This is a genomic window from Nostoc sp. NZL, from assembly GCF_015714705.1.
GTDB lineage: Bacteria > Cyanobacteriota > Cyanobacteriia > Cyanobacteriales > Nostocaceae > Nostoc > Nostoc foliaceum_A.
Genome location: NZ_WBKL01000003.1, coordinates 22,702 through 40,214, shown reverse-complemented (window position 1 = coordinate 40,214; position 17,513 = coordinate 22,702). Strand labels below are relative to the sequence as shown.

General features: G+C 44.2%; 16 protein-coding genes and 1 pseudogene. 9 read left to right on the top strand and 8 right to left on the bottom strand.

Annotated elements, in window-relative coordinates:
* Both F8R90_RS00780 and F8R90_RS00775 read left to right on the top strand, forming a co-directional pair.
* Positions 1 to 226: pseudogene (locus F8R90_RS00780) on the top strand (RNA-guided endonuclease TnpB family protein); the annotation flags it as partial.
* Positions 227 to 417: 191 nt separating this feature from the next.
* Entirely contained in the window at positions 418 to 717 is a 300-nt protein-coding gene (locus tag F8R90_RS00775) for a WGxxGxxG family protein (protein WP_196508741.1), read from the top strand.
* A gap of 111 nt (positions 718 to 828) precedes the next feature.
* On the opposite strand, the gene F8R90_RS00770 is transcribed toward F8R90_RS00775, so the two are convergent.
* Entirely contained in the window at positions 829 to 1,452 is a 624-nt protein-coding gene (locus tag F8R90_RS00770) for a 4Fe-4S single cluster domain-containing protein (RefSeq protein WP_196508739.1), read from the bottom strand.
* Positions 1,453 to 1,645: 193 nt separating this feature from the next.
* Between F8R90_RS00770 and F8R90_RS00765 the strand changes: the two genes are divergently transcribed.
* Complete coding sequence (locus tag F8R90_RS00765) at positions 1,646 to 2,839, top strand: NAD(P)/FAD-dependent oxidoreductase (protein WP_196508738.1); 1,194 nt, start codon at positions 1,646 to 1,648, stop codon at positions 2,837 to 2,839.
* Between the two features lie 149 nt (positions 2,840 to 2,988).
* Complete coding sequence (locus F8R90_RS00760; RefSeq protein ID WP_190894103.1) at positions 2,989 to 3,636, top strand: HAD-IA family hydrolase; 648 nt, start codon at positions 2,989 to 2,991, stop codon at positions 3,634 to 3,636.
* A gap of 32 nt (positions 3,637 to 3,668) precedes the next feature.
* On the opposite strand, the gene F8R90_RS00755 is transcribed toward F8R90_RS00760, so the two are convergent.
* Complete coding sequence (locus F8R90_RS00755; protein ID WP_196508747.1) at positions 3,669 to 4,028, bottom strand: DUF5615 family PIN-like protein; 360 nt, start codon at positions 4,026 to 4,028, stop codon at positions 3,669 to 3,671.
* Entirely contained in the window at positions 4,025 to 4,357 is a 333-nt protein-coding gene (locus F8R90_RS00750) for a DUF433 domain-containing protein (RefSeq protein WP_100897038.1), read from the bottom strand. The genes F8R90_RS00755 and F8R90_RS00750 overlap by 4 nt, the downstream gene beginning before the upstream one ends.
* Before the next feature lie 570 nt (positions 4,358 to 4,927).
* Between F8R90_RS00750 and F8R90_RS00745 the strand changes: the two genes are divergently transcribed.
* The 3 genes from F8R90_RS00745 to F8R90_RS00735 all read left to right on the top strand — a co-directional run bounded on the left by F8R90_RS00745 (position 4,928) and on the right by F8R90_RS00735 (position 10,518).
* Entirely contained in the window at positions 4,928 to 5,788 is an 861-nt protein-coding gene (locus tag F8R90_RS00745; RefSeq protein ID WP_196508736.1) for a Tab2/Atab2 family RNA-binding protein, read from the top strand.
* A gap of 329 nt (positions 5,789 to 6,117) precedes the next feature.
* Positions 6,118 to 7,431, top strand: coding sequence for a TldD/PmbA family protein (locus F8R90_RS00740; RefSeq protein ID WP_196508746.1), 1,314 nt, complete (start codon positions 6,118 to 6,120; stop codon positions 7,429 to 7,431).
* 390 nt (positions 7,432 to 7,821) lie between these two features.
* Positions 7,822 to 10,518, top strand: coding sequence for a chloride channel protein (locus F8R90_RS00735; protein WP_196508734.1), 2,697 nt, complete (start codon positions 7,822 to 7,824; stop codon positions 10,516 to 10,518).
* A 13-nt stretch (positions 10,519 to 10,531) separates the two neighbouring features.
* On the opposite strand, the gene F8R90_RS00730 is transcribed toward F8R90_RS00735, so the two are convergent.
* Positions 10,532 to 10,723, bottom strand: coding sequence for a hypothetical protein (locus tag F8R90_RS00730; protein ID WP_190894099.1), 192 nt, complete (start codon positions 10,721 to 10,723; stop codon positions 10,532 to 10,534).
* 484 nt (positions 10,724 to 11,207) lie between these two features.
* Between F8R90_RS00730 and F8R90_RS00725 the strand changes: the two genes are divergently transcribed.
* Entirely contained in the window at positions 11,208 to 12,239 is a 1,032-nt protein-coding gene (locus tag F8R90_RS00725) for a FecCD family ABC transporter permease (protein WP_196508732.1), read from the top strand.
* Between the two features lie 74 nt (positions 12,240 to 12,313).
* Here the strand turns inward: F8R90_RS00725 and F8R90_RS00720 are convergent, their stop codons facing one another.
* The 4 genes from F8R90_RS00720 to F8R90_RS00705 form a co-directional block, all read right to left on the bottom strand.
* On the bottom strand, positions 12,314 to 13,435 hold the full coding sequence (locus F8R90_RS00720) for a geranylgeranyl reductase family protein (protein WP_196508730.1): 1,122 nt from the start codon (positions 13,433 to 13,435) through the stop codon (positions 12,314 to 12,316).
* Positions 13,436 to 13,848: 413 nt separating this feature from the next.
* Complete coding sequence (gene frr, locus F8R90_RS00715) at positions 13,849 to 14,397, bottom strand: ribosome recycling factor (RefSeq protein WP_190894096.1); 549 nt, start codon at positions 14,395 to 14,397, stop codon at positions 13,849 to 13,851.
* Entirely contained in the window at positions 14,384 to 15,112 is a 729-nt protein-coding gene (gene pyrH, locus F8R90_RS00710; protein ID WP_069074277.1) for a UMP kinase, read from the bottom strand. The genes frr and pyrH overlap by 14 nt, the downstream gene beginning before the upstream one ends.
* A gap of 71 nt (positions 15,113 to 15,183) precedes the next feature.
* Positions 15,184 to 15,738: a thioredoxin family protein gene (locus tag F8R90_RS00705; protein ID WP_196508728.1), complete on the bottom strand. Its 555-nt coding sequence runs from the start codon at positions 15,736 to 15,738 to the stop codon at positions 15,184 to 15,186.
* A gap of 469 nt (positions 15,739 to 16,207) precedes the next feature.
* Here F8R90_RS00705 and F8R90_RS00700 point away from each other — a divergent pair, with 469 nt between their 5' ends.
* On the top strand, positions 16,208 to 17,134 hold the full coding sequence (locus tag F8R90_RS00700) for an alpha/beta fold hydrolase (RefSeq protein ID WP_196508726.1): 927 nt from the start codon (positions 16,208 to 16,210) through the stop codon (positions 17,132 to 17,134).
* Positions 17,135 to 17,513 lie beyond the last annotated feature (379 nt).

Below are 17,513 nucleotides of genomic sequence, written 5' to 3'. Positions count from 1 at the left end.
TTGCTGCCCCCATTGCGGAACAGCCTTAGACCGTGACCATAATGCAGCGCTGAATATTCTTGAAATTGGACTCCGTACTGTGGGGCACACAGGAACGTTAATCGCCTCTGGAGACATCGACCTCTGCGTGGGTGAGGAAACTCCTCCAAGTAAGTCGGGTCGCGGAAAGAGGAAGTCCAAAGAGCGATCTTTGGAATCCCCCGCTATATCAGGTACTCCTGATTAGCGCCGGGAGGATGTCAATATTGCTTAATTTGCCATGCATGATAGTTTATTGTCTACCAAAATGCTTATTTACTCGCTCGCAAATGCAACTTTAAGCGGATTTATATTTGCAGCTAAAGATTGATGCTGTCGCTGTCAGAACTTAATAAGCTTTAACTATTACTGACAGCAATTCAATTGAGGAATGTGATCGTGAAACGCTTTAATGTCTCCAAAATTTTAGGAAGTACTGTCCTAGCTTTAAGTTTGGCTACCTTGCCCACAGTTTTGCCCGCTTCTGCTCAAACAACGGCCGCTCCTGATGGTACTGTCACAGATACCACTACAGATCGCACTGCTACCGACGGAGATTACCAAGATGGCGATTGGGGTTTGCTGGGCTTGCTCGGTTTATTTGGTTTGTTTGGTCGCAAGAGCCGCAGAGCCGATAATACTGTAGGTTATAGTGACCCTAATGTGGTAAGTTCCTCTGGCTCCCGTTCTAACTATTAATAACGAGTTGCGTTGTGTTTTAGCATAAATCCTAAAGATAATTACGGGGAAAGCCTGCCGATGCAGGCTTTGTTTGTGTATTTACAAATAATAGAACTCCCCCCTTAGCCCCTACGTCAATTCCAGCCCACCTTGATAGCCAGTAACGATGCGGCTACCATCCTTGAGGACATGAACCTCAATCTGGTCACTGGCCCAGGTAATCTGGTCTTGGAAAGCCGGGTTTAATACCCGAACCCGTTGATTGCTAGAAGAAACCGGAGAGTTGGGAGAATTAATTGCCAGAGATTGGACAAAAGGCCCGTCAATCAGGATATCAAGTTGTTCTAACAAAGCTTGGGAACCTGGCGGTGCGGATTGAGACTGTAGTTGCTTGAGGGTAAACCCAGTAAAAGACATTACATTTAATCCAGCAGCTTTTACCTTACGAGCTAAAGATGCCAGTTCAGTTGCTTGCCAAAAGGGTTCTCCACCAGAGAACGTTACACCCGTGTTGTGGGGATTGCTGAGAATATTCTCGGCAAGGGTATCAACAGCAATCAATTGGTTAGCCTCAAAAGACCAGGAGTTAGTATTAAAGCAGCCAGGACACTCACGAAGACAACCTTGTACCCAGATGACTGCACGACAACCAGGGCCATTAACTTCTGACTTATCAACGTAACCCATAATGTTGAGATAGCCAGGGGGAATTTCCATGAGTGCTAGCGATGGGTCAGTTGGCTTAATTTCCATCTCTTTAACTCCTTTTAGCCGTTGCCTGTTAACCGTTAACTATAGCGAATCTTCAGTTATATAACCGTGACAAATGACTAATAACTAATGACTAATCCCGGAAAAACTTTATGGGATTTTGAAAAGTCAGCTTTAACTTACTAGACTGAAGTTAGTTGCCCAGCTAGTATTGACCGTCCCATAGATAGAATCGATGACTCAACAAACTTCTAGAATTTGTATCCTTGGCGGAGGCTTTGGTGGTCTCTACACAGCCTTGCGCTTAAGCCAATTACCTTGGGAATCTACGCAAAAACCCGAAATTGTTCTGGTAGATCAAAGCGATCGCTTCCTATTCTCTCCTTTACTTTACGAATTACTCACTGGCGAACTACAAACCTGGGAAATTGCCCCACCGTTTGAAGAACTTTTACAAGGCACAGGGGTGCGTTTTTATCAAGGGGTTGTGTCTGGAATTGACATCGACCAGAAACTGGTAAATATACATGAAGGGCCGGAAATCCCTTACGATCGCTTAGTACTGGCGCTAGGAGGTGAAACCCCGTTAGATTTAGTCCCTGGTGCAACATCCTACGCCTACCCATTCCGTACAATCTCTGATGTTTATCGTTTGGAAGAACGCCTGCGATTTTTAGAAGAATCGGATGCTGATAAAATTCGGGTAGCAATTATTGGGGCTGGCTACAGTGGTGTCGAGTTAGCCTGTAAGTTAGCCGACAGACTAGGTGAAAGAGGACGCTTTCGGATCATTGAAATTGCTGACCAAATCTTGCGAACTTCCCCAGAGTTTAACCGGGAAGCAGCAAAGAAAGCTTTAGAAGCCCGTGGCGTGTTTATTGATTTAGAAACCAAAGTCGAATCAATAGAACAAAATACCATTTCCCTAGAGTACAAAAACCAGTTAGATACAATTCCCGTGGATTTGGTAATTTGGACTGTGGGAACTAGGGTTACGCCCGTAGTGAAATCTCTTCCCCTCAAGCAAAACCAGCGTGGTCAAATCAGCACTACATCCAATCTGCAAGTTCTCGATCATCCAGAAATTTTTGCCTTGGGAGATTTAGCAGACTGTCATGATGCTGAAGGACAACAAGTCCCCGCCACCGCACAAGCCGCCTTCCAACAAGCTGATTATACTGCTTGGAATATCTGGGCAAGTCTGACTAATCGCCCCCTCCTTCCCTTCCACTACCAACAGTTAGGAGAAATGATGGCACTAGGAATTGACAACGCCACTCTCACTGGTTTGGGAATTAAACTAGATGGTCGCTTGGCATCCGTCGCCCGGCGGATTGCCTATTTATATAGGTTGCCAACTTTAGACCATCAACTCAAAGTTGGTTTTAATTGGCTAGTCCGTCCGATTATAGAAACACTTTCTCGGTAACTTAAGGTTGGGCATTAGTAAAAAACCAAGGCATTTACGATGATTTGCTTTATTTTCGCCAACCTACTTTGCAGATGCTAGACTCTACCCACAGAAGCTCTTTAACAAGCCAAAATCTAACATTCAACATTCAAAATTTTTAAACTTTGATGGAACAACCGAAAGTTATTTTTTTAGATGCTGTGGGTACACTCTTCGATGTCAAAGGTAGTGTGGGCGAAGTTTATAGTCAGATAGCCCAAGAATTTGACGTTACAGTTTCAGCCGAAACATTGAATACAGCCTTCATCAAAAGTTTTAAAGCAGCGCCGCCGCCGATATTTCTAGATGCAGAACTGCAAGATATTCCCCAGCGCGAGTTTGATTGGTGGCGGATAATTGCCCTGAATACTTTTGAAAGTGCAGGTGTTCTCAAGGAATTTTCTGACTTTTCGGCTTTTTTTAGCGAACTTTACATCCATTTTGGCACTGCCGAACCGTGGTTTGTCTATCCCGATGTTTTACCAGCTTTAATCAACTGGCGGCGATTGGGAGTTACCTTGGGGGTACTGTCCAATTTTGATTCTCGGATTTACTCTGTATTGCAAAGTTTGGGATTGAGAGAGTTTTTTACCTCCGTCACCATTTCTACCCAGGTACGTGCAGCTAAACCCGATCCTCAAATTTTTGCTATTGCCTTAGATAAACATCAATGTTCTCCAGAGGCAGCATGGCATATTGGCGATAGCATCATAGAAGACTACTACGCAGCTAAAGCGGCTGGACTCAGAGGCGTTTGGATCAACCGGGGAAAATGAGGGGATACTTTCAATTCAGCAACGCCAAATTCTTAAAGTGGAATCCAATCCAATCTATCAATCCACTCTTCTGCCTCAGTCGCTTCCCAAATCAAATAAATTGTTTCTGCCCAAATACTAAGGTTGCCACTGGAACGCAACCAAATTAGTCCCCAAATATGTCCTCCATCTCCCCAGTGTTCTTCCAGATGTTCGGGCATACTTTTGCGGTTGTCTGTAACCAATATTCGTTGGGATAATTCCAGGTAGCGCAGGATATCTGGGTCAAGCGTACCTAATGGCGGTGCTTCGGCATCGCCTACCCGCAGAATATCTATTGCTGGATTGAGGCGCAAAACAGATGTCTTCAGCTTGGGCGACAAATTTTCATCAAGGAGAAAACGTACCTTCACCAAGAATTTAGCAACTCCTGCTCACGTTGCACCTTTAATGCTCTTAAACGTTGCATTAAAGGTGAAGGATTAGCTAATGATTCTTGATAGCGCTGTTCTCGCCACTTTGCTAGCCGCAACATATAAGCATCTATTTCAACACGATTATGCAGGTAGTAGGTAAGCGTCGCGTAGATTTTCTCCAAATTCAGGGAAGGTAATTCCTCTATAATTTGCTCTGGTGAATATCCTTGCAAGTAATATTGAATCACATTATCAATACCAATGCGATGCCCTTTGATACGGATGTCATCTGGGTCTATAAACTCAAAATAATCTTCTAGTTGCATTCATCTACCTCTCTAGGGCCTTTTAGGATCAATTCGTAATTTGTAATTGAATTCTATAATTACGAATTAGTTAGCTTCATGATCAATTACGAATTATTTTGACATATTTTGTATTTATATTATGGAGACAATAAACCCCTTTAAGAGCGATCGTCAAACCTATCACTCCAAAAACTTCCTATGTTTTGCTCAAAACATGACAGGACTTACCCAAAAAGGCAGTGAAAGCCTTAATTTCCCGTAGGGGCAATTCATGTAGCCGAAGGCTTCCCGCAGGGTACATTGGTGTCAAGAAAAGCCTAGAAATAGCTTAAATGCTGGCTGACTCACCCGCCTAGAACTAAAGTTCTTTGGCTTTTAGCTAAAGTCTACTGAAGTAGACTAAAGATTTTTGGCTATATTTACCCGCATTTCCACAAGCTTGAGGGGAAGAAGGGGCAGAGGGGAAAGAACTTGTACAAAAACTCTCCTCTGCTCCCCCACTCCCCACTCGCTTATTCCCCTACTGCCATAAGACTCGTATGATCAACATATCAGGAAAACATAACAGCCAGCTTTTTACCGCAAAACATGGGCAGTATTTGGGAAATCGATTTTTACTCCCGTCCGATTTTGGACGATAATCAGAAAAAAATTTGGGAAGTCTTAGTCTGCGAAAGCCCTGTGGATATTGGCACAAAACCAGATTCTTTGTTTCGCTATGCTCAATATTGCCCCAGTACCCAGGTAAACTCGGGCTGGTTGCGGGCAGCATTGCAAGAGGCTATTACCCAAGCTGGAAAAGCACCAATTAAAATCCGCTTTTTCCGCCGCCAAATGAACAATATGATTACTAAAGCCTGCCAAGACTTGGGCATTCCCGCCCAGCCTAGCCGCCGTACTTTGGCTCTCAACCAATGGTTAGAACAACGGATGGAGGAAGTATATCCTCAAGAGGCAGGGTATCAAGGGGGGACCAATCCCTCAGTCCGCTTGGAGAAACCTTTGCCGCAACGTTTACCAGATGCTTTGGAAGGACAGCAGTGGGTATTTGTTACTTTAGATGCTGCGGATTTTGCCGAGATGCCAGAGTGGGAAATTGGCTTTGGTGAAGCTTTCCCCCTAGAGTTGGCGAAAGTTTCATCCGAAGCCCGTATTCCTGGTATTTTGATTTTCTCACCGAGAGCGTTGCCCTTGGCAGGCTGGATGTCTGGTTTGGAGTTGGCTTTCTTAAGATTTGATACCAGCGAAGAGGCGAGATTGCTTTTAGAAACTGGTGTAACTGAAAGTTGGATTGTGGCAAATATTAAAAAACCTCAAATTTTAGCAGAAGCCAAAGGTTTTGAAGAAGCCAAGCAAAAAGCTAACGGAGTGCATTTTATCGGTGTGCAGTCTGATCCCAAAGCACAATCTTTTGCTGGTTTTTGGCTGTTGCAAGAGGTTAATCTTTGAGAATGGGGAGTGGGGAGTGGGGAATGGGACAAGGGGACAAGGGGACAAGGGGACAGGGGGACAAGGAGAATAACCATGCCCAATGCCCAATGACTAATGACTAATGACTAATGACTAGATCCGTTGAGACATGACAATGATTTGGGATAATTAACTGCGTCCATCAGTGTTGATCTGCGGTTTCAAATCGTAACTATAAGGAAACGCTGATGATTTTTGGATGGTTATCTGCGTTCATCAGCGGAAAGTTTAATCGTCAAAAGCCGACGATCGCACTTTCAAGAGAGGGCGTTGATATGCAATTCAAAATCCACAATTCACTAAGGGTCATGGGTTCTGAAAATTTGTCACAAGATACACTAGCCGAACAGTTGCTGGAACTAGCTATAAAATCTGGAGCAGAAGCTGCTGAGGTGTATCAGTCGCGATCGCTTTCTCGTCCAGTGTTTTTTGAGGCAAACCGACTCAAACAGCTAGAAACCAGTCAATCTGAAGGTACAGCCCTACGGCTTTGGCGAAACGGGCGTCCAGGACTTACGGTGGCTTACGGGTCTGTCCTAGCTGAAGTAATGGTGGAAAAAGCTCTGGCACTTAGTCAACTGAATCAACCAGAAACAGTAGAATTAGGCTCTAACTTTCAGCCCTCCTACCCAGATTTAGGGGAAAGTGTGCCGATAGAGATTTTGGTAGATTGGGGCAAAGAAGCGATCGCACTCATCCGCGATGCCTATCCCGATGTTGTTTGCAACGGTGACTGGGAATGTGATGTTGAAACCACCAGAATAGTCAACACTAAAGGTTTAGATTGTCACTACACCGATACTACCCTCAACTGCTATATATCAGCAGAATGGGTGCGCGGTGATGATTTTTTAAGTGTTTCCGATGGTCAAACCAAGCGGGGCGAACTCCACCCTGAGATATTGGCTAACCAAATTTTACAACGGTTAATTTGGGCCAGAGAAAATATTTCACCTCCTACTGGTCGCATCCCGGTTTTGTTCACTTCTAAAGCAGCTGATATGCTTTGGGGTACTGTGCAAGAAGCTTTGAATGGCAAGCGGGTCTTAGAAGTAGCTTCCCCTTGGGCAGAACGCCTGGGTACCCCAGTAATAGCACCCAGTCTCACCCTCTACCAAGACCCGGAAGCCGGGCCTTACAGTTGTCCTTTTGATGATGAAGGCACTCCTACTAAATCTTTAGTATTTATCCAAAACGGGATTTTACAGCATTTTTATGGCGATCGCACCACCGGTCGCCAACTGGGTACTAACACCACTGGAAATGGTTTTCGCCCTGGTTTAGGTAGCTATCCCACCCCTGGTTTATTTAATTTTCTGATTGAGCCAGGTTCGGCATCTTTACCAGATTTAATTAAAGAACTGGATGATGGCATAATTGTGGATCAAATGCTAGGTGGTGGCGGCAGCATTTCTGGAGATTTTTCAATCAACGTTGATTTAGGCTACCGCGTCCAAAATGGTCACGTAATTGGGCGCGTTAAGGATACGATGGTTGCAGGTAATGTCTACACAGCCCTGAAGCAATTGGTTACACTGGGTAATGATGCTGATTGGAATGGTTCTTGTTATACTCCATCTCTGATAGTAGAAGGGCTATCCACTACGGGGAGAAGCAATTAAATAATTCGTAATTCGTAATTCGTAATTCGTAATTGGGAAGAGTGCTTTTGTATGGCAATCCTAAATCCTTGGTGAACAACAAGATCCTTGACTTTTTTAAGAAGTTGGGTATCTGAACCTTATTTCATGTTGCCTCTTGTCTACACAAATAAATTCAAAAATCAAAGCGGACTGCTATAGTAGCAAATCATCATATTCGCCAAGACTTTTAAACCATCCTCTGATACCAATTCTCTAAAATAAAGCAACAGATCCAAACCACCAAACCCACGATACATCCGACTTGCTTAGTTACGAATTACGATTTACCAATTGGTATAAGATTCCACTGAGCAGCTTTTTGGTACAGACTTGTAATTCAAAGTCCAAAATCTAAAATCCAAAATTGCTATGAATCAGCGCTTTCGCACCTGGTGGCAGCCTAGAAGAGGTTTAGCGATCGCCGAAGCTTGTATTATCGGTCTGGTTGCAGCCCTATCTGCGGTGTTCCTGAAAGTGGGATCGGGATGGCTGGGGACATGGCGTGTCCATACTACCCACATTTTCCCGGCATGGCTGGCACTACCGGCAATTGGTCTTATTCTGGGATTTCTAGCTGGATGGTTGGTGGATAGGTTGGCACCAGAGGCTTATGGTAGCGGTATTCCGCAAGTCAAAGCAACTCTTGCCAATGTGCCGATGGCATTATCCTGGCGCGTGGCAGGTATAAAGTTACTCAGTGCCATCATCTCCATAGGTTCTGGCATGACTCTGGGACGACAAGGCCCCACCGTTCACGTAGGGGCAGGTTTGGCAGCAGGGATGAGTCGCTGGGTTCCCACTTCCCCAGATCATCGACGGCAAATGATTGCAGCTGGTGCGGGTGCAGGTTTGGCAGCTGCTTTCAATGCCCCGATCGCAGGTGTATTGTTTATCGTTGAAGAATTACTCCAAGATTTATCAGGATTGACTTTGGGAACTGCCATTATCGCCTCCTTTATTGGAGGGGTGATATCCCGACTTTTAGGTGGTGGCTCTCTTGACCTTAACCTGCAATTGGTACAATCTTCCAGCCAATTCTCCATCCCAGAAATTCCCTTTTTCGTACTTTTGGGTATTTTGGCAGGGTTGTTAGGTGCATTGTTTAATCGCGGCTTAATATTTAGTATTAAATTTTATCGAAAATTACATATCAGCTTACCGTTACGGGTAGCTTTGGCTGGATTTATCTCTGGTGTTGTCGTGGCAATGCTCCCGGCATCCTTTCGTGATAATACGGGATTACGGGAGTCCTTAATTACTGGAGGGGCCCATCCTACCGTAGCAGCGATCGCCTTTGCGGCCCAGTTTATTCTCACACTCATCGCATTTGGTTCAGGAGCGCCGGGGGGATTATTTGCTCCCAGCTTAATTTTAGGTTCTTGTTTAGGACATATCATTGGTGTCTCTGAGCTATACATCACCGGAACAGGTTCTCCTACTACTTACGCGCTAGCGGGTATGGGGGGATTTTTTAGCGCCGTTTCTAAAGTGCCAATCACAGCAATTGTGATTGTGTTTGAGATGACTACAGATTTCAATCTGGTGCTACCTTTAATGATTGTTTCTGTAGCAGCCTACCTGGTTGCGGATAAGGTAGTGCCTGGTTCGCTTTATGAGAAACTTTTGGAATTAAAAGGCATCACTCTCACCAAAGAAGCTCCTATGGAAGGAGCATTAACCAAGTTAACCGCAAAAGATGTGATGCAAGAACGGGTAGAAACTCTGGATGCAGAGATGAGCTTGGAAGAAGCAATGCAGTCCTTTGCTCGTTCCCATCATCGCGGTTTCCCTGTGGTAGAAGATAGCAAGTTAGTAGGGATTGTGACGCAATCAGATTTGCTGAAAATCCGGGAGAGTGCAAAGCACACGTTTCACGAACGCAATTTAGCCGATATTTTCTTAAAAGAAATTATGACCCCTGTCCCGATGACAGTAACACCAATCCACACCCTGAGCAATGTGCTGTATTTACTCGATCGCTATCAAATCAGCCGCTTACCTGTGTTGGATGGACGAAAACTGATCGGGATTATTACTCGTGCAGATATTATTCGGGCGGAAGCAGATCATCTCAATTGTGATAACCGGACTCTTAAACTCCGACCAGAACCTTCATACATAGTTTACCAAACGCGATCGCCCAGTACTGGCAGTGGTCGATTATTAGTGCCTGTAGCTAATCCCGAAACAGCCGCTATTTTATTACAAATGGCAGTAGCTATTGCCCGCGATCGCCATTATGAAATAGATTGTGTGCAAGTGATGTTGATACCTCGCCACAGTTCCCCATCGGAAACACAGGTAAGGACGGCAAAAAGTCGCCGCTTGCTACGACAGGCAGAAGTCTTAGCAAAAAAGTGGAAAATTCCCTTACACACGCAGATACGAGTTACTCACGATGTAGCACAGGCAATTTTGGAGACAATCAACGAACAACACATCGACCTAATCTTAATGGGATGGAAAGGTAACACATCTACCCCTGGTCGGATTTTTGGCAACGTTGTTGACACCATAATTCGCCAAGCCACCTGCGAAGTAGTTTTGGTAAAGTTGGGCACTACTCAGCACCCCACACAGTCTAAAAACCCCGCTATTGCTAACAGCACTCCACACGGGCTAAACCTCAGCTATCCACTAACAACACTCCACACTCAGCACTCCTTCAACCGCTGGCTAGTCCCGATGGCTGGTGGCCCCAATTCCCCTCTGGCGATTAAATTGTTACCTGCTTTAATTACATTGGGAAATGATCCGCAAATTCGCCTGACACAGGTATTTAAGCCATCTGAACTCAAGCCAGATATGTCAGTTTCAGAACTAGCCATCCGCCATTTGATGCGTCGCCGCAAATTGTCCAGTACTGTAGTTGCTCTCCCAGTCCAAGCTAATTCAGTTGCGGAAGGTGTGATTAACCTAGTGAAAACCGAAGGTTACGATGTTGTAGTTTTGGGAGCTTCACGTGAGGGCTTGTTGCAGCAAGCGATTCAAGGTAATATTCCAGAAGCGATCGCCTCTGGTGTAGAAAGTACAGTAATTTTGGTTAGGGGTGCGATGAACAAGTAAATTATTCCTTTTACTAACGATAAAGTACACCAATAATCAGAGCAACAATTATTGGTATTAGGATTGGAATAGCAACTATAAGTCCCCACTTACCAAACTTAATTTCCTCACCCTCAGATTTTAAAAAAGCAATCCAACCTACAACTCCCATCAAAATCCAAATAGATCCAAAGGCAAGAAATATAACAAATACTGAATCTTCCATTTTTCCCTAATTAAATGTATACAAAAAAGGTGTAAAATAAATTTTGGTTTATATCCTTTTTTACTAAGTAGCTGAAATTTAGCAGTTACTTTGCAGTTTCTATTAGCACATTTTGAATACTACTTTTCATCGACCGATTGGGATAAATTTTATCTATCTTAATACTTATATCATGTCCGCTTAAATAACCGTCATTGTCACCCTTCGCCAAGCCTCTCGTACAGAAGGGAAGCAATCACAAGGTTTTTGGGATTGCTTCCCTGTGGGAACGCCAAAGGTGAACATTTCACTTTGTTACAGTTGCAATCACAAATGATAAGTAATTAGCCGGAATTGATATTAAGCGTTTCATTAATTTAAAATTGGTGGTTTCGTAACACCGGGCTGTACTAGAAAAAATGATCAAGACTAAGATAAATATGCAAATACCTCTATTGAGAATTTCCTCATTAAATACAGCTTTGTTTGGGACAAATTATAGTTAATGAAATTACTAGATCGGAATTTCACTAGATCATTTCAGACAATTTTTACTGAACACCGTGTACTTTGGGCTGTTTTGCTCCTTAGTGCAGCACTGGTAGTAACGCTAGCGCTGTCACTTTCTCAAGGAGCAGTACCTTTAAGTATGTCGGAATTTGGGCAAGCCATACTCCGAAAAGGCGATCCGGTTAAACAGACAATTCTCTGGGATTTGCGACTCCCACGGATTACAGCTGCTCTCATTGTCGGCGCAGCCTTGGGAATGTCAGGAGCACTGCTGCAAGGAATGTTACGCAATAGTCTTGCCGATCCATTTATTCTGGGCATTTCAGCGGGTGCAGGATTAATTGTGATTCTGATGATCGTGTGGCAAATATTCCCGATCGCAATTCCTTTAGCAGCGTGGATGGGAGCAATTTTGACTTCAGCAATCGTTATTTTGCTCGGTCGTGCGGGGTCGGGAATTTCAGTGGAGCGCTTGATTTTAGGCGGAGTGGCGGTGAGTTCTTTATTTGGTGCTGTGCAAAGCACATTGCTGCTTTTAGCTGAAGATGGTCAAATTCAAATTGCGCTCAGTTGGCTAGTTGGTAGTCTCAACGGACGGGGTTGGCAAGAAATTGCTACGGCTGGCCCTTACATCATTGTTGCATTGCTTGGGGGATGCTTACTGGCGCGATCGGTAAATGTGCTGGCTTTGGGAGATGATTTAGCTGTGGGTTTGGGGGTTTCGTTGACGCGATCGCGTCTGTTAATTGGTGGTGTCGCCACTTTATTAGCCGCAGGTGCAGTCAGTATTAGTGGTTTGATTGGATTTGTTGGTCTTGTAGTCCCTCACGGTGTCCGCCTGATCGTTGGTACAGATCATCGCTTTGTTTTGCCACTTTCCGCCCTTGCAGGTGCATGGTTACTAACTTTTGCAGATTTACTCTCTAGACTAGGAGCAGTAGAACTACCAGTAGGTTCTGTCACCGCGTTGCTGGGTTCACCGCTATTTATCTGGTTACTTTATCGTCGTTCTGCTGGGTTTAAGTGAACTACCCACACTTCTGCTGACTCCGAAGTGTGGGCATCTCGCCCGGTAGAGATTCGTTACCTAATCTCTAATATTTAACCCCCAAAACCAGGAATTAAACGCTTGAGGGCACGACCGGCGACATCGCCATAGCGCAGTTCTCCACACAGAATCTTACCCATGATTTTGGCACCAGAGGGGCGCTTAACACCAACTTTGTAGCCAATGCCAGGAAAGCGATAGAATGCTCCACCTAATTTTTGCGCCCAAGCCATCTCAGTACCCCATTCTTCATTAATGGCTTCACTATATTTTTCTAAAGCGTTGGTATCACCAGAAAGTGCCTCATTAATGGCTCCTGCTGCAATCAAACCGCTAAAAATTGACGGACGAATGCCTTCTGCTGTCATCGGATCAACTACACAAGCAGCTTCCCCAGCCAAAACCGCATTTTGAGTATGCAACTTTTGGTTGCCATCCCACAAGCAAAGGGGATAACCATACTGCTTACTAGTTTTGATATCTACATCAAACGATCGCGCGTACTCATCTAAAATCTTCTTAAAGTCCTGAGGTTCGCCACCAATAAAGGTACCGACACCAATTGAATAACCGTCCGCCTTCGGGAAATTCCAAATATAACCGTTTTTTACCAAGCCAAACTCGAAGTGGATTGTGGATTTGTCCTTCACAGTTGCGGGAACTTCTGCTTCCAAAGCTCCTGCTAAACGGCGTTTACGGTCTTTGAAGCCTAGCCATTTTGCCATTGGCCCTTTGGCACCATCAGCCGCGATTAAGTAATGACCAGTAACTGGCCCATTGGCTGTGTTAACTTGCCAATAGTCAGTTTTAAACTCAATACCTGTAACTTCCGTATTGTCTCGTAGTTCAGCCCCTTGTTTCTGTGCTTGCTGGACTAGGAAATGGTCAAAAATATCTCGTCGCACCATCCAGACTGGTTCTTTAGTGGCGATTTTCGCTTCCACGGGGTCGCCCAATTTCCAGGTAAAGCGAAGAGAGTCGGCTTTTACAGAAATCGCTGGGCTAAAATCAAAGTCAAACCATTGAGCGATCGCTGGAGATACACCACCGCCACAAGGTTTATATCTTGGTAGGGATTCTTTTTCTAACACTAATACTGAGCGACCCTGCTTGGCTAAATGATATGCAGCTGTTCCACCAGCTGGCCCAGCGCCGACGATGATGCAGTCGTACATATGGCTGAATTTTTGCTCCTGAATTAGTGATTTTCCGCTGTATATCTTTTTTTGATAAAGATGCAGTCTGAGCAGACTTTAACTAATTTTAAGATTTACTGCTGAAAATTACATAGCATTCAGTTTTATTTTGCTAAATATTTATTTTTTGGTAGATATTTTGTAGGGAAAACCTTTCCCTTAATCGATTTGGGGTTTATATGTTTAAAACTTTGATGAAATCTATATTAGTTTATAGCTAGGTGCAGCACTGTGACAGATGTCTTTAAATAGAATTCAAGCATCTGAATGATGTTATGTACTCTGACTACCTCTACTACACCTAGCTAAAAATGGAAGTAAAGTACCAGGGATCAAGTTTTTATACCGCTATAGATAGGGAGAGGGATTGATCCCATCCTCCCTACCTTAGATTAAACGGTTGTGATGTCCTTTTCTTTTTCTGCTAGCAATTCATCGATTCTGGCGGTGTACTTGTTTGTCAGTTTTTGCAATTTATCTTGCTGATCCCGCGCTTCATCTTCAGAAATTTCAGTATTCTTTTCCTGTTTGCGAATGGCATCTATAGCATCTCGGCGGATATTGCGAATAGCAACACGGCCCTCTTCAGCATACTTCGATGCCATTTTGACGAGTTCTTTACGGCGATCGCTTGTCAAAGGCGGAATATTCAGCCGAATCACGGTACCGTCATTGCTGGGGGTTAAACCCACATCTGAGAGGGAAATCGCTTTTTCGACTATATTTAAACTGCTGCGATCGTAGGGTTGAATTAAGATCGTCGTGGCATCAGGTGTGCTGATGTTTGCCAATGATTTCAAGGAAGTGGGCGAACCGTAATAGTCCACCGATACTTTATCTAATAGACTCGCATTGGCGCGACCAGTGCGAATCGTGTTAAAAGCTCGTTGAGTTGACTCAACGGTTTTTTGCATCGTACTCTCAGCTTCAGCTAATTTCACAAGAACCTCCCACAAGGGTGCCGATAGATTCTCCCAAGACTGCTCGGTGGATGTTACCTCGCACCGTTAGGTCAAATACCAGAATTGGGATATTATTTTCTTTACATAAGGCGATCGCAGTACTATCCATCACCCGCAAATCTTTGGCTAAAACGTGCGCGTAGGTGAGGCTATTGTAACGCTTGGCATCAGGATAAATATGAGGATCAGCATCATACACTCCGTCTACTTTAGTGGCTTTAAAAATCACTTCTGCATCAATTTCTGCGGCTCTTAATGCCGCAGTCGTATCTGTAGTAAAGAAGGGATTTCCAGAACCAGCACCAAAAATTACCACCCGTCCTTTTTCAAGATGACGGATGGCACGACGACGGATATAAGGTTCCGCTAATTCTTGCATAGCGATCGCAGTTTGCACCCGCGTCTGTACTCCTATGCGTTCCAGCGAATCTTGCAGCGTCATGGCATTCATTACCGTGGCAATCATCCCAATATAGTCAGCGGTTGCCCTGTCCATCCCTGCCGACGCTGCTTTGACGCCACGAAAAATATTGCCGCCGCCAACAACTATGGCGATTTGAGTGCCAGTGGCTATCACCTCTGCTAATTCTTGTGCTATGCCTTTGACCACTTCGGGATCAATGCCATAGCCCATGTTGCCCATTAAGGCTTCACCGCTCAGTTTGAGTAAAACCCGTCGGTAATTCGTTCCCATGAAGTTCCGCTTTATCAAAAAAGTTGCAATTGCCTCCAATTTAAGATAGCAGTTACAGGGACTATCTATGTCTAGTTACGCCAAATCAGTGTAGTACCTATTGGTTCTGTTTGTGGTATATCTATTTCTTGACCAAGAAACAGAGAAGCGATCGCAGTTCTTAAATAATCCTCTCCCGGCGTTGATGGGTCTTGGGGATGATCGTCAATTTTACCTTTGTAGCGTACTATACCATTAGTATCTATTAAAAATGCCATTGGTGTTTTAGTAGCACCAAAACTGCGGGTCACATCTTGCGTTGAGTCCCACAGGTAGGGGAAGTTTAAGTTGTGACACTCGGCAAAAGCTTTCATATATTCAAAGCTTGACCTAGTGTTGTAATTACCATCACTACCATTCATACCAATTAATGTGAAGCCTTTGGGGGCAAATTCGGCTTGAATGTTTTTTAACCTGTCTATATACCACTCTACATAAGGGCAGTGGTTACACATGGAAATAACGCCAACTGCTCGGAACTTCTCAAGATAACGCCTGAGATGGTGTACTTGCTCATCAATTCCTGGCAGTTCAAAATCGGGTGCATAGCTCCCAACGGGAGTATCGATTGTTTCTAGTAGATTCATGATTTCTGGCTCGCAGAACTAGGAACAAGAAAAATATTGTTAAATTCAGCGTCAGTTTCCAGTTGCAAACCACCCCTTAGCCGATGCCTCATATTCGACAATCTTATAGACCAAATTGGCTGTCGTAAATTGTGAAACTACTGAATCTAGCACTGATGCTAATTCGCTCACATCTAAAAAATAGCGAAAATATGACTCATATTGCAGAAGCTATGACTCCTAAATACTGACATAATCAAAGTTATGAGTAAATTACCTCTATAAACAAGATGAACACTTTCTATGCTGGATAAAACTATCAGCTTGATGCTAGTGTTATTAGCCTAGAAGCTTTCGCGGTGTACGTCTAAGTTATCACTAGAGCAAAGGATTTACTTTGAAAATCTGATAAATTTTATTCCGATTCAAAACAATTTTACTTGCGCCTTGCTGCTAAAAGGCTTTTACCCTTGTTTTCATCAAACTTCCCATGACAACCTCAAGTTCAAAAACAGCACTTACCTCTACAAAAACCTGGATTTGGCAAGATTTCCCTATTTGCTATCAAACCCAAGGAACCACTGGCCCAGCTGTTGTTCTGGTGCATGGATTTGGCGCTTCTTGGTGGCACTGGCGAAAAAATATTCCCGTATTAGCGGAAAATTGCCGTGTTTATGCGATCGATTTGATTGGTTTTGGGGCTTCCGCAAAACCTAAACCTGGTGAAAAAATTGCCTACACACTAGAAACCTGGGGACAGCAAGTAGCAGATTTTTGCCGCGAAGTTGTTGGTGAGCCAGCTTTTTTAGTCGGAAATTCTATTGGCTGTATTGTAGCCATGCAAGCAGCAGTAAGCAACCCAGATATTGCCTTAGGAGTTGCTTTGCTCAACTGTTCTTTACGGCTGTTGCATGATCGCAAACGGGTAACTTTACCTTTGTCTCGTCGTTACGGAGCGCCTCTACTGCAACGCCTGTTATCTATTAAACCAATTGGTGATTTCTTTTTCAATCAACTCGCCAAACCAAAAACAGTGCGGAAAATTCTGCTGCAAGCCTATGCTAATGCTGAGGTGGTGACAGATGAGTTGGTAGATATTCTCACTTCACCAGCAAGTGATCCGGGTGCTGTAGCTGTGTTTCTTGCCTTTACTTCTTATTCTACAGGGCCTCTACCAGAAGACCTTTTACCACTGTTAGCCTGTCCTGCAATTATCTTATGGGGAACAGCAGACCCGTGGGAACCAATTAAGTTAGGTAGAGAATTAGCCAACTTCCCGCAGGTAGAAAAGTTTATCCCTTTAGAGGGAGTAGGGCATTGTCCCCAGGATGAAGCACCGGAGTTAGTTAATCCGATTTTACTCGATTGGATTTGGGAGCGAAAGGCGGTAATAGACTCGGCAAAATTAGAGGCATAATTTGCATCCAGTTAACCAAAAATTTTCAGAATCCATATTAGAAATTGATTTTTCCCTTGCAATATGTTAAAGGCAAAATAGAAAGATAGATGCTAAAGGTAGCATCTATCTTTCTTGGGTCTAGTCCCGTTGATGTCATGCATTAAGAGAATATGGGAGATGGCTCAAACTCTCTCATAACTTGATTTATCTTGAGCGAGTTATGTGAGTCTTCTAGTTTCCCTACTAAGTGCAAAGTTTAAAGGCAGGAATCACTCAGTGCTTAGGCTTTGCTAACTGAGTATCAACAGTAGCGGCGTCCGTAGAAGGGGCGTCTGTAGCCGCGTCCGTAGAAGGGGCGTCTGTAGCCACCGTGGCCGCCGTGGCCACCGTGGCCGCC